The sequence below is a fragment of the Thermaurantiacus tibetensis genome, assembly GCF_015354055.1.
Classification (GTDB): domain Bacteria; phylum Pseudomonadota; class Alphaproteobacteria; order Sphingomonadales; family Sphingomonadaceae; genus Thermaurantiacus; species Thermaurantiacus tibetensis.
Genome location: NZ_JACHTM010000001.1, coordinates 508,000 through 520,309 on the forward strand (window position 1 = coordinate 508,000; position 12,310 = coordinate 520,309).

13 protein-coding genes are annotated in these 12,310 nt (G+C 69.5%); 11 read left to right on the forward strand and 2 right to left on the reverse strand.

All coding sequences use genetic code 11. The features are described from left to right. The first annotated feature begins 12 nt into the window (after window positions 1-12). From bchL to H3H34_RS02620, 11 genes are all read left to right on the forward strand, one after another. Window positions 13-906, forward strand: a complete 894-nt coding sequence (gene bchL, locus H3H34_RS02570; protein ID WP_194743676.1) for a ferredoxin:protochlorophyllide reductase (ATP-dependent) iron-sulfur ATP-binding protein — start codon at window positions 13-15, stop codon at window positions 904-906. Further along, window positions 906-1,610 carry a magnesium protoporphyrin IX methyltransferase gene (bchM, locus tag H3H34_RS02575; protein WP_194743677.1) on the forward strand — a complete coding sequence of 235 codons (705 nt, stop codon included), beginning with the start codon at window positions 906-908 and terminating at the stop codon, window positions 1,608-1,610. The genes bchL and bchM overlap by 1 nt, the downstream gene beginning before the upstream one ends. Next, entirely contained in the window at window positions 1,610-3,037 is a 1,428-nt protein-coding gene (locus H3H34_RS02580) for a BCD family MFS transporter (RefSeq protein ID WP_207790722.1), read from the forward strand. The genes bchM and H3H34_RS02580 overlap by 1 nt, the downstream gene beginning before the upstream one ends. Before the next feature lie 38 nt (window positions 3,038-3,075). After that, window positions 3,076-3,864, forward strand: coding sequence for a photosynthetic reaction center subunit H (gene puhA / locus H3H34_RS02585; RefSeq protein ID WP_194743679.1), 789 nt, complete (start codon window positions 3,076-3,078; stop codon window positions 3,862-3,864). After that, the gene (gene puhB, locus H3H34_RS02590; protein ID WP_194743680.1) at window positions 3,855-4,484 is read left to right on the forward strand and encodes a photosynthetic complex putative assembly protein PuhB; all 630 of its coding nucleotides are present in this window, start codon (window positions 3,855-3,857) and stop codon (window positions 4,482-4,484) included. The genes puhA and puhB overlap by 10 nt, the downstream gene beginning before the upstream one ends. Further along, entirely contained in the window at window positions 4,481-4,972 is a 492-nt protein-coding gene (gene puhC / locus H3H34_RS02595; RefSeq protein ID WP_194743681.1) for a photosynthetic complex assembly protein PuhC, read from the forward strand. Before puhB ends, puhC begins: the two co-directional genes overlap by 4 nt. Further along, window positions 4,969-5,265: a hypothetical protein gene (locus H3H34_RS02600; protein WP_194743682.1), complete on the forward strand. Its 297-nt coding sequence runs from the start codon at window positions 4,969-4,971 to the stop codon at window positions 5,263-5,265. Before puhC ends, H3H34_RS02600 begins: the two co-directional genes overlap by 4 nt. After that, the gene (gene acsF, locus H3H34_RS02605) at window positions 5,262-6,326 is read left to right on the forward strand and encodes a magnesium-protoporphyrin IX monomethyl ester (oxidative) cyclase (protein ID WP_194743683.1); all 1,065 of its coding nucleotides are present in this window, start codon (window positions 5,262-5,264) and stop codon (window positions 6,324-6,326) included. The genes H3H34_RS02600 and acsF overlap by 4 nt, the downstream gene beginning before the upstream one ends. A 4-nt stretch (window positions 6,327-6,330) precedes the next feature. Beyond that, complete coding sequence (gene puhE, locus H3H34_RS02610; protein WP_194743684.1) at window positions 6,331-7,089, forward strand: putative photosynthetic complex assembly protein PuhE; 759 nt, start codon at window positions 6,331-6,333, stop codon at window positions 7,087-7,089. Between the two features lie 2 nt (window positions 7,090-7,091). Continuing rightward, complete coding sequence (gene hemA / locus H3H34_RS02615) at window positions 7,092-8,312, forward strand: 5-aminolevulinate synthase (RefSeq protein WP_194743685.1); 1,221 nt, start codon at window positions 7,092-7,094, stop codon at window positions 8,310-8,312. A gap of 65 nt (window positions 8,313-8,377) precedes the next feature. Beyond that, window positions 8,378-10,192, forward strand: a complete 1,815-nt coding sequence (locus H3H34_RS02620; RefSeq protein ID WP_328831035.1) for an SLC13 family permease — start codon at window positions 8,378-8,380, stop codon at window positions 10,190-10,192. A gap of 62 nt (window positions 10,193-10,254) precedes the next feature. On the opposite strand, the gene pufC is transcribed toward H3H34_RS02620, so the two are convergent. Next, window positions 10,255-11,343, reverse strand: a complete 1,089-nt coding sequence (pufC, locus tag H3H34_RS02625; RefSeq protein WP_194743686.1) for a photosynthetic reaction center cytochrome PufC — start codon at window positions 11,341-11,343, stop codon at window positions 10,255-10,257. Beyond that, complete coding sequence (gene pufM / locus H3H34_RS02630) at window positions 11,340-12,308, reverse strand: photosynthetic reaction center subunit M (protein ID WP_194743687.1); 969 nt, start codon at window positions 12,306-12,308, stop codon at window positions 11,340-11,342. The genes pufC and pufM overlap by 4 nt, the downstream gene beginning before the upstream one ends. Window positions 12,309-12,310 lie beyond the last annotated feature (2 nt).

A 12,310-nucleotide genomic window follows, 5' to 3' on the forward strand; every position in this document is an offset into this window, starting at 1 on the left:
AAGGAGACGGAGATGGCCCTCGACGACCCGATCCGCCCCCGCCGCCCGGATGGCGAAGGAAGCCTCCAGGTCCACCTCGACCCGAAGGACCGCATCGGCACCGCCAAGGTCTTCGCGGTCTACGGCAAGGGCGGCATCGGCAAGTCCACCACCTCGTCCAACCTCTCGGCCGCCTTCTCGCTCCTTGGCCACCGGGTGCTGCAGATCGGCTGCGACCCGAAGCACGACTCCACCTTCACGCTCACCAAGAAGCTGATGCCGACGGTCATCGACGTCCTCGAACAGGTGGAGTTTCACGTCGAGGAGCTGCGGCCCGAAGACTACATGTTCGAGGGCTTCAACGGCGTGATGTGCGTGGAGGCCGGCGGTCCGCCCGCGGGCACGGGCTGCGGAGGCTATGTCGTCGGCCAGACGGTAAAGCTGCTCAAGCAGCACCACCTGCTCGAGGAGACCGACGTCGTCATCTTCGACGTGCTGGGCGACGTGGTCTGCGGCGGCTTCGCCTCGCCGCTTCAGCATGCCGAGCGCGCGCTGGTCGTGGCCGCCAACGATTTCGACAGCATCTTCGCGATGAACCGCATCATCGCGGCCATCAACGCCAAGGCGCGGAACTACGATGTCCGGATCGCCGGCGTGATTGCCAACCGCTCGGCGGCCACCGACGAGATCGACCGCTTCTGCGCGGCAACCGGCATGCAGCGGCTCGCGCATCTCAAGGACGTGGACGCCATTCGCCGCTCGCGCCTGAAGAAATGCACCCTCTTCGAGATGGAGGACTCGCCCGAGGTCGAGGAAGCGCGCCAGGCCTATCTCGCGCTCGCCGACCGGCTGTGGCGGGGGGTGGAGCCGCTCGCCGTCCGGCCGATGCGGGACCGCGAGATCTTCGACTTCCTGGGGTTCGAGTGATGGCGAGCCGCGCCGACATCGCGCCGAGCTACCTCGCGGTCCGCGACCGGCTGCACGACTATTTCGACCGCACCGCGCACCGCCAGTGGGTGGACCTGACCTCGGATGCGCCGGTCTCGCGCATCCGCGCCACTGTCCGCGCCGGCCGCGACGAGATGCGCGCGACGCTTCTCTCCTGGTTGCCGCAGGACATGAACGGCCTTCGCCTCCTCGATGCCGGCTGCGGAACGGGCGCGCTCGCCGTCGAGGCCGCGCGCCGGGGAGCGGAGGTGGTGGGCGTGGACCTCTCGCCCGGGCTCGTGGCCATCGCCCGCGCGCGCGCGCCGGCAGCGCTTGCCGGGCGGCTGCGCTTCGAGGCGGGTGACATGCTGGTGGGCGACTTCGGCAGCTTCGACCATGTCGTCGCCATGGATTCGCTCATCCACTACCCCCTGGCCGACATCGCACGCGCGCTTGCCGCGCTTGCCGAGCGGACCCGCGCCTCCATCCTCTTCACCTTCGCGCCCCGGACTCCGCTTCTCGCCGCCATGCACGCGGTGGGCAGGCTGTTTCCGCGGTCCGACCGGTCGCCGATGATCGCGCCGGTCGGGAAGGAGCGGATTCTGCGCGCGCTCGCGCGTCACCCCGGCTGGCGCACGGCACGCACGCGCCTTGTCGCCCGGGGCTTCTACACGAGCCAGGCGCTCGAATGGGTGCGCGGCTGATGGCAGGAACCCGCCTCTTCGACTGGACCGCGGTTGCCACCCGCTTCCTGCCGTTTGCGGATGTCGCAACACCCGAGCTGCCGTTGCCGCGGATCCTCCGGCTGTCGCTCTTCCAGGTCTCGGTCGGCATGGCGGCCGTGCTGCTGACCGGCACGCTCAACCGGGTGATGATCGTCGAGCTTGGCCTGCCGGCGGCGCTCGTCGCCCTGATGGTGGCGATACCGCTGCTGTTCGCGCCGGCGCGTGCGCTCATCGGCCACAAGTCCGATACCCACCGCTCGATCCTCGGCTGGAAGCGCGTGCCCTACATCTGGTTCGGTACGCTTCTGCAGTTCGGCGGGTTCGCCATCCTGCCCTTCGCGCTTCTCGTCATGAGCGGCGATACCCACGGCCCCGTCATCATCGGCGAGGCGGCGGCCGCCCTGGCCTTCCTGCTGGTCGGGGCGGGCATGCACACCACGCAGACCGCGGGCCTCGCGCTCGCGACCGACCTCGCAACCGAGGAGACCCGGCCGCGCCTCGTGGCGCTCCTCTACGTCATGCTGCTCCTTGGCATGATGCTGGCTGCCCTCGTCATCGGCCAGCTGCTCCAGCCCTTCTCGCCCATCCGCCTCATCCAGGTGATCCAGGGGGTTGCCGCGCTCACCCTCGCGCTCAACCTCGCCGCGCTCTGGAAGCAGGAGGCGCGCAACCCGGCGGCCACGTCTCCTTCCGGCGAGCGCCCGCCGTTCCGCGAGAGCTGGCGGGCGCTCCTTGCCGGCGGGCGCGTCGGCCGCCTCCTCTGGGCGGTCGGCCTGGGTGCTGCTGCCTTCTCGATGCAGGATGTCCTGCTCGAGCCCTATGGCGGCGAAGTGCTGGGCCTCGCGGTCGGCCAGACCACCATGCTGACCGCGCTCTGGGCGGCCGGCGCGCTGCTCGGTTTCGGCCTTGCCGCCCAGCGCCTCGGCCTCGGTGCCGATCCGCACCGGCTCGCCGGTCTCGGGCTCCTCATCGGGATCGGGGCCTTTGCGGCCGTCATCATTTCAGAGCCGCTCCAGTCGGTCACCCTGTTCGGCCTCGGCGCCATGGGCATCGGCCTTGGCGGCGGCCTCTTCTCCGTCGGCACGCTGACGGCGGCAATGGCGCTCGGCCGCGGCAGCGCCGCCGGCATCGCGCTGGGTGCCTGGGGTGCCGTCCAGGCCACGGCCTCGGGCCTCGCCGTCGCTCTCGGCGGCGTCCTTCGGGACATCGTCTCCGCGCTCGCCGTCTCCGGCCGGCTCGGCCCGGCGCTGACCGATTCCGGCACCGGCTACAGTTTCGTCTGGCATCTCGAGATCGCGCTCCTGTTCGCGGCGCTCGCCGCGCTCGGACCGCTCGCCCGCTGGGTCCGCGAGGACCGGCCCCCCGCCCGCCCCGGCCGCTTCGGCCTCAGCGAATTCCCCACCTGAACCCGGAATCCCCCAGGAGGCACCCCAGGAGAACCCCCATGTCCCAGGTCTTCATCGTCGGCGGTCTCGACGTCGCGGAACTCGTCTTCTACGCCTTCTTCCTCTTCTTCCTCGGGCTGGTCATCTACCTGCGCCGAGAGGACCGGCGGGAAGGCTATCCGCTCGAGGAAGAGGCAACCGGCGCCATCATCCCGACCGGCGGCTTCCTCCAGAGCGCCCGGCCCAAGAGCTTCTTCCTGCCCCACGGCAAGGGGGTGATCAGCCCCGACGCCGAGCCCCGGCGGGAGCCGGTCGAGATCCCCGAGACGGTGCGGGCCCACTGGGGCGGTTCGCCCCTCGACCCCGTCGGCAACCCGCTGACGGCCGGGGTGGGCGCCGGAGCCTTCCAGTCGGCCCGGGCGCATGAGCCCGAGCTCGACATGCATGGCCGGCCGAAGATCGTGCCCATTGGCCTTGCCGAGGGCTTCCGCGTTGCCGATGGCGAGCCCGACGTCATCGGCTGGCCCGTGGTCGCGGCCGACGGCAAGGTGGCCGGCACCGTCAGCGACCTCTGGGTCGACACTACCGACCACCTCGTGCGCTACCTCGCCGTCGCCATTCCCGGCGAGGTCGGCACCAACCCGGCGCTGCTGCCGATGACGATGGCGCTGGTCCGCAAGGGCCGTGGCGAGATCGAGATGGAGGCGGTCACCGCAGCGCAGTTCGCCGGCGTGCCGCGGCCTCAGAGCCCCACCCAGGTCACCCGCAACGAGGAAGACCGGATCACCGCCTACCTCGGCGCCGGCTACCTCTACGCCACGCCGGATCGGGTCGAGCCATGGCTGTGACGGAGTATGAGGGCGAGCCGGTTCCGGGCCTTCCGGGCCGGCTGCCTGCCGGCGAGCGGATCCTCTGGCAGGGCGCGCCCGACTGGAAGCGGCTGGCCGTCTCCGCCTACCATGTGCGCAAGGTGGCGCTCTACTTCGCCGTGCTCTTGGCCTTCGCGCTCGTCTCCGGCTCGGCGTTCGGCGTGGGCATGACGGTGGCCGCGGGGCTTGCCGCCTGCGGCCTCCTCCTCCTCTTCGCCTGGCTCATGGCGCGCTCCACCCTCTACACCATCACCAGCCGCCGGGTGGTCATACGCTTCGGCGTGGCCGTGCCCATGTGCGTGAACCTGCCCCTCGTGGCCATCGAGACCGCCCGGCTCAATGCCGCCCGCGATGGTTCGGGCGACATCGCGCTCGCCCCCGTCCCGGCCGAGCGCGTCGGCTACTTCCTGCTCTGGCCCCATGTGCGCCCGTGGCGCTTCGCCCGGCCCGAGCCGATGCTGCGCGCGCTCGCCGACGCCCGCGGACCGGCGGAAATCCTCGCGCGTGCCATGGCCGAGGCGCTGCCGCAGGGCCGCCGGCTGCCGTTCGACCGGCCGACGGCCGATGCGCGGCCTCTGCCCACCGGAGTGCCGGCATGAGCGCGCATGTCGAGAAGCCCATCCCCAAGCCCGTGCTCTGGGGCATCGCGGCCATGGTCGCGGCGGTCTTCGCCCTCACGGGAGCGGTTGCCCTCGGCCTGCTCGACCGGCCCAAGCCGGCAAGCCAGGTGCGCGCCGAGGCCGGGGTGCCGGTCGTTGCCGAGCGGCTGCTCGTCTTCCGCGACCTGCCCGACGGCACGCTCGGCATCTTCGAGGGCGCGGCGAGCGCGCCCTTCGCTTCGGTCGCCGCCGGCTCGAACGAGGGCTTCGTCCGCGGCGTCATCCGCTCCATGGCGCGCGAACGGCGGATGAAGGGCGTGGGGCCCGAGGCGCCCTACCGCCTGCGGCTGTGGGGGGACGGCCGCCTCAGCCTCGAGGACGTGGCGACCGGCCGCACCGTCGAGCTCGACAGCTTCGGGGCGGACAATCGCCGCGCCTTCTGGCGCCTGCTGCCCGGCGCCGCCGAGCTGGCAGGGAAGGGCGCATGAGCCTCCTCTACCCCCGGCGCATCCGGTCCATGGCGCGGATCGAGATCGAGCAGTCCGACCAGGCGTTCCATGCGCATGTCGAGCTTGCCGACGGCCTCGAGATCAACCCCGGCGACCGGGTGCGCGTCGAGGGCGAGCCCATCACCGTGCCCCTCGACAGCCGCATCGTGCTCGAGCGGCCGGCCGTCATCGACCGCGCGTCGGCCGTGGTCCGCGCCTGGACCCGGCTCGCCGCCCATTTCGACCTCACCGAGCTCTACGAGGTGAGCTTCACGCCCGGGAGACTGTCATGAACGTCCACGCGATCCCGCAGACGCCCGAGGAAACGCTCGAGATGGCGAAGGCCGATACCGTGCTGTCGCCGCGCTTCTACACCACCGACTTCGAGGCTCTCGACCGCATCGACGTGAGCCCGGTCCGCCGCGAGTGGGATGCCCTCATTGCCGAGATGGAGAGCGACCCGAACCGGCGGCACTTCCGCCGCGACGCCGGCTTCGAGGGCATCCTCGACGGCCTCCCGCCTGATCTCCGGCGCGAGTTCATCGACTTCCTCGTCTCCTCGCTCACCGCCGAGTTCTCGGGCTGCGTGCTCTACGCCGAGATCGCCCGGCGGACGAAGAACCCCGACGTTCGCACGCTGTTCCGGCTACTCTCGCGCGACGAGAGCCGCCACGCCGGGTTCATCAACCACACGCTCAAGGACGCAGGCATCGGCGTGGACCTCTCCTTCCTCACCAAGTCGAAGAAGTACACGCACTTCGCGCCCAAGTTCATCTTCTACGCCGTCTATCTTTCGGAAAAGATCGGCTATTCGCGCTACATCACCATCTTCCGCCAGCTGCAGAAGCACCCGGAGCTGCGGTTCCACCCCATCTTCGACTGGTTCGAGCAGTGGTGCAACGACGAGTTCCGCCACGGCGAGGCCTTCGCGCTCCTCATGCGGTCCGACCCGAAGCTGCTCTCCGGCCACAACAAGCTCTGGATCCGCTTCTTCCTGCTCTCGGTCTACGCGACCATGTATGTCCGCGACCACGGTCGCCCGGTCTTCCATGCCGCCCTTGGGCTCGACCCCACGGACTACGACTACCGCGTTTTCCGCATCTGTTCCGAAATCTCGCGCCAGGTGTTCCCCGTGGAGCTCGACATCGACTCGCCTGCCTTCCGCGCCGGCATGGAGCGCCTGCGGGCGGCAGTCTTCGCCATGCAGGAGGCGGAACGGCGCGGCGGCCTCTTGGGCTGGCTGGGCCGCAAATGGCACGCCCTCCGGGCCGGGGCCGCGTTCCTTCGCCTCTACCTTCTGCCGGTGAAGCGGCACGCGCTTCCCGCGACCACGAGGCTCCAGCCGGCCTGGTAGCCCCATGGTGGAATTTCTCCTCGCAGCCCTGTTCGTGACGCTGGTCTGGTTCTTCTCGACCGGCGGAATCCTGTGGCTCAACCGCCTCCCCCGCGAGCTGCACCAGGGCGCGATCGTTGCGGCCATCCCGGCCGCGGCCGCCGCCTTCTGCGGGCATCTCGTCGCAGCCTCGGAGACCGGCCCGGCCGCCGCCTATCTCGCCTTCGCATCCGCCATCGTCATCTGGGGCTGGCACGAGATGAGCTTCCTCATGGGCTTCGTGACCGGGCCGGTCCGCCGGCCGCTCCGCGCCGACGAGACCGGCTTCCGGCGCTTCCTCGCCTCGGCCGGCACCCTCATCCACCACGAGATCGCGCTCGCGCTCACCTTGGCCGCCATGGCGGCGATGACCTGGGGGGCGCCCAACCAGGTTGGCACGCTCACCTTCGCGCTCCTGTTCGCGATGCGCCTCTCCACCAAGCTCAACATCTTCCTCGGGGTGTCGAACCTCTCGGCCGAGCTGCTCCCCCCGCACCTCGGCTATCTCCGGAGCCATTTCCGCGTGGCTCCCATGAACCCCCTGTTTCCCGTCTCGGTGCTTGCGTCGGTCGCCCTCCTTCTCCATCTGGGAGCCAAGGCCGAGGAGACCGGGGCTGCGCTCTTGTTCACCCTCGCGTGTCTCGGCCTCGTCGAGCATCTGTTCATGATGCTGCCGGTTCGCGACGCCGACCTCTGGAGATGGGCGGTCCCCCGCCTCGGAGAGACTGAACGGGAAGGACGTTGAACATGGACTACGAAGCCTTCTTCGCGGCCGGGATCGCGGGCCTGAAGGAAGAGGGGCGCTACCGCGTCTTCGCCGACCTCGAGCGGCATCGCGGCGCCTTCCCTCGCGCCACCCGCCACACCGGCGCCGGGCCGCAGAAGGTGACCGTGTGGTGCTCGAACGACTATCTTGGCATGGGCCAGCACCCGGACGTGCTTGCCGCCATGCACGAGGCGATCGACCGCTGCGGCGCCGGCGCCGGCGGCACCCGGAACATCTCGGGCACCAACCACTATCACGTGCTCCTCGAGCAGGAACTGGCCGACCTCCACGGCAAGGAGGCCGCGCTCCTCTTCACCTCCGGCTATGTCTCGAACTGGGCTGCGCTCTCGACGCTTGCCTCGAAGCTGCCCAACTGCCTCGTGCTCTCCGACGCCGGCAACCACGCCTCGATGATCGAGGGCATCCGCCACAGCCGCGCCGAATGCCAGGTCTTCCGGCACAATGACCCGGAAGACCTCGCCCGCCGCCTTGCCGCTGCCGATCCGGCCCGACCCAAGCTCGTCGCCTTCGAGAGCGTCTACTCGATGGACGGCGACATCGCCCCCATCGCCGAGATCCTCGACGTGTGCGAAGCATACGGCGCCATGTCCTACATCGACGAGGTGCACGCCGTCGGCCTCTACGGGCCGCGGGGCGGCGGCATCGCCGAGCGCGAGGGGCTCATGCACCGCATCACGGTCATCGAGGGCACGCTCGGCAAGGCCTTCGGCGTGGTCGGCGGCTACATCGCCGGCTCGGCGGCGATGTGCGATTTCGTGCGCAGCTTCGCCTCGGGCTTCATCTTCACGACGGCCCTTCCGCCGGCCGTGGCTGCCGGGGCCATCGCCTCGATCCGCCACCTGAAGCGCAGCAACGCCGAGCGCGAAGCGCACCAGGCCCGGGTGGCCAAGGTGCGCGCCCGCCTCAAGGCCATCGGCATCCCCATGCTCGACAACCCGAGCCACATCATTCCCGTCATGGTCGGGGACCCGCGCCACACCAAGATGATCTCCGACTGGCTGCTCGACACCCACGGCATCTACATCCAGCCGATCAACTACCCGACGGTGCCGAAGGGCACCGAACGGCTGCGGATCACGCCCTCTCCGGTCCACACCGACGAGGACATCGACCAGCTGGTCGACGCGCTGTCCGAAATCTGGTCGCGCTGCGCGCTCGCCCGGGTGCCCGCCGCAGCCTGAGCTTCACTCCGGGCAAGCCGCAACCGCACTTGTCCTGACCTGGCGGGGCAGGCAGAGGCCGGGTCGTGGGGACGATCGTCGAGCTCTGGACGGGCTTTCTCGCCGAGCACGGCGATGTCGTCGGGCTCCTGCTCATGGTGGGGCTTCTCGCCGCCTTCGCAGCCGAGCGCCTGCCCCCCGTCGTCATCGCCGTGACGGGCGTCGCGCTCTTCATCCTCCTCGGCTTCCTTGACACGCGGACGGCGCTTGCTGCCTTCGGCAACCCGGCGCCCATCACCATCGCCGCCATGTTCATCCTCTCGGCGGCCCTCATCCGCACCGGCGCGATCGAGGCCGTCACCACCCGGATCCTCGGCCGCGCCAGGGCGCATCCGCGCCGGGCGCTGGCGGAAGTCTATGGCGGGACCGCCGCCGCGAGCGCCTTCCTCAACAACACTCCCATCGTCATTCTCGGAGTCCCGATCCTCCGGCGCCTTGCCGCCGCACGGGACATTCCGGTGACCCGCCTCCTCATTCCGCTTTCCTACATCTCGATCCTGGGCGGCACGGTCACGCTCATCGGCACCTCGACCAATCTCCTCGTCGATGGCGTAGCACGCGATCTCGGCCAGCCGGCCTTCGGCATCTTCGAGATCACGGGGGTTGGCCTCATCGCGCTGGCCGCGGGCGCCCTCGGGCTCGTGGTCCTGGGGCCCCTGCTCCTGCCCGCGCGGGCCGGCTCGGTGCTCGAGGCCGCGTCAAGCCAGGTCATGCTGTCGGAGATCGAGGTCGGCGAGACCTGCGAGTGGATCGGGCGGAGGGCAGGGGGGATCCCGGGTCTCAACCGCTCCGAGGTGAGGCTGGTGGGGCTGAAGCGCGGCGGCCAGCTCCTCCGTTCCGATCTCGGCCATGAGATCATCCAGCCCGGCGATCGGCTGGTCATCCGTGCCGCGCCCCAGGAGCTTGCCGGCCTGCTGCGCCAGAAGGGCACGACCGTTGGCCTCAAGGGCGTGGGAGACGCGGGTCTTTCGCTCGTCCAGCGCGGCGAGAGCGATGGCCACCTTGTCGAAGTGACGGTTGGCCCTGCCCATCCCTCGATCGGCCAACCCCTGCAGCAGATCCCGTTCCTCAACCGGCTCAACGTCCGCCTCGTCGGAGTGGAGCGCGACGGCCACGAGCCGGGGCCAGACCTTCCTTCGGTCCGCATCCGGCCCGGGGACCGGCTCCTGGTGCTCGCCGGGCAGGATGCCCAGCGCGAACTTCGCGCCAACCCCAACCTTCTTGGCCTGACAGCCGCCCGGCCGCAGCCCTTCCGCCGCGCCAAGGCGCCGATCGCGATCGCGGCCTTCGCGGGCGCCATCTTGCTCGCGGCAACCGGCGTCACCGACATCACGACGGCCGCGATCCTTGCCGTCGGCATCGTGCTCGCCACCCGCTGCCTCGGCCCGGAGGAAGCCTGGTCCTCGCTCGATGGCAACGTGCTCGTGCTCATCTTCGCCATGCTCGCCATCGGCTCGGCGCTTGCCGAGGCGGGCAGCATTCGCCTGCTCGTCAGCCTCGTCATGCCGCTCCTCGAGCACGCCTCGCCCTTCCTCGTGCTCGTCGGAGTCTATGCGCTGACTTCGCTCTTGACCGAGCTCGTCACCAACAACGCGGTGGCCGTGCTCATGCCGCCGCTCGTCGTCGGGCTGGCCGACGCCCTGGGCCTCGACGCCCGCCCGCTCATCGTCGCCGTGATGTTCGGGGCCTCGGCAAGCTTCGCGACGCCCATCGGCTACCAGACCAACACCATCGTCTACGCAGCCGCCGACTACCGGTTCAACGACTTCCTGCGGATCGGCATCCCCATGAACGTGATCGTGGGTCTTGCCACCTGCTGGGCCATCACGCGCTTCTTCTGACCTCGAAACGAAGGGGGCGCCCGAGGGGCGCCCCGTGAAGCGAAGGATGGCGCGTCCGGGTGTCAGCCCGCCGGCTGTGCGGGTGCCGATGCCAAGACCGGCGCTGGAATGCGGGCGAGTTCGGGGAAGGTGTCGATCATCCGGATTCCGCCGAGCGGCTTGTTCTGGCCGGCGTGGCAGGTCGTGCAGTTCACCTTGAAGGGATCGCCCTCGGGCCCCAAGCGATTCGCCGGAAACACCGACGTCAGCGGCGTAATGTAGTTCTCGTTGATGTCGCGGACCATGCGGATCCCGTACCAGGAGATCGCCCGCTGTGCGCTCGAGTTCGTCCAGTCCGCGAAGTTGTGCGTGTTGTGGCAGAAGGTGCAGTTGACCCCGAGGGAGTCGGACATGTGCATCATGAGGCCATAGGTCTGCTCGGTGGCGGCGAGGCTTGCCCCCTGCCTGCCGGCCGGCGGGTAGGCGGAAAGGCCGCCGACACGGATGGTCCGCTCGGTGGGATCGGCCTGCTTCAGATAGGTGGTGAAGGGGTCGTAGGGGAGGGACGAGTACACGACCGCCATCTTGTCGGGGTTGTTCTGCCCGAACGTGTTGCCCGTGATGCCCATCCTGACCTTGGCGTCCGGGTCGATCGTCCAGTAGTTTGCCGGCACCGGACGGCCGCGGTGGCAGGTGTAGCAGGTCACCCCGGTCTTCTGGACGTGCCCGGTCCAGTTGACGTTGATGGCCCGGTTCATCTGGAGCATCTTGCGGGCCACGACCTTGGTGTAGACCTCGTCGGAGGCCATGTTCTCGGGGTTGTGGCAGTAGTTGCAGCCGCCGTTCTCGACCGAGCCCTCGGGCGAGACCCAGGCCGTGATGGCCACCATCAGCCGGTTGAACTCGTCCGTCGTGAGGTCGCCGAGCACCTGCACATTCTCGTAGAAGTCGCCCGCCTTCTCGGCATCCGGGCTCCGGTCCGGCTCCCAGTCGCGGTAGCCTTCGTCGGGGATGACGTAGGGGCCGGGCAGGCTCGCCTTCTCAGCGATCTGCACCATGCCAGTCCCGCGGTAGCCGCTCTGCTCGATCTTCTTCGGGCCGACCTCGCAGGCGGCGAGGAGGAGGGGGAGGCCGGTGAGCAGGCCGGCCTTCGCGAGCGTACTGGGTGTCATTGGGCAGTCCCCTGCGCAAGGAGCGGATCGACCGTGCCGGTCGGCGGGTAGGCGGGCGCGAACTTGTGGTCGACGGCCCAGAGATACCAGTTGTCGACGACCGTGCCGGTCAAGAGGATGCCGATCCCGCCCGTCAGTGTCGTCAGCACCGCAAACCACCAGGCCCAGCGATGGATCGATTCCATGCTGGCGTTGAAGCCCATGGTCCAGCGCCAGAACAATGCGGCACGTTCGCTCGCCGTGCCCCGGTCCATGATCTGCTCGATCTCGCGGTCGCCGCCATAGCGGGTGACGGCGAGGATGGTTGCCCCGTGCATCGCGAACAGAAGCGTGGAGCCGTAGAGGAAGACGATCGAGAGGGCGTGGAACGGGTTGTAGAAGAAGTTCCCGTAGCGAATGGAGAGCGCTGCGGTCCAGTCGAGGTGGGGGAAGATGCCGAACGGCACCGCTTCCGACCAGCTTCCCATGAGGATCGGCCGGAAGAAGCCGAGGGAGAGGTAGAGGAAGATGGCGGATGCGAAGGCCCAGGCGACGTGGGTGCCCATGCCGAGGCGGCGGGCGCGGACATAGGTGCGGGCCCACCAGAGGAGGATCGAGGCGGTGAGGAAGAACCCGGCGATCAGCCACCAGCCGCCCTTGTCGAGCGGCGGGATGGAGAGGCCGTATTCCGGCCCGGGCGGCTCAAGCGACAGCCAGAAGAGCTGGCGGACGAACTGGACCGGGTCCCAGTTGACCGAGGCCCACATGTTGAGGCCGATGATCTCGAAGGCGATGAAGCCGCAGACGATGGAGGCAAGCCCGAGCCGGCCGAGGTAGAAGGGGCCGATCTGGGCGTTGCCCAGCTTGCCCATGAGCGTGTTGTGGACGGCGCCGCTGCCGATCCGCTCGTCATCGCCCGGCGGAAGCGGGACGACGTGGCCCGGCCCCACCACCTGGATCTGGGTGAAGATGTTCTGGTAGCCCATCG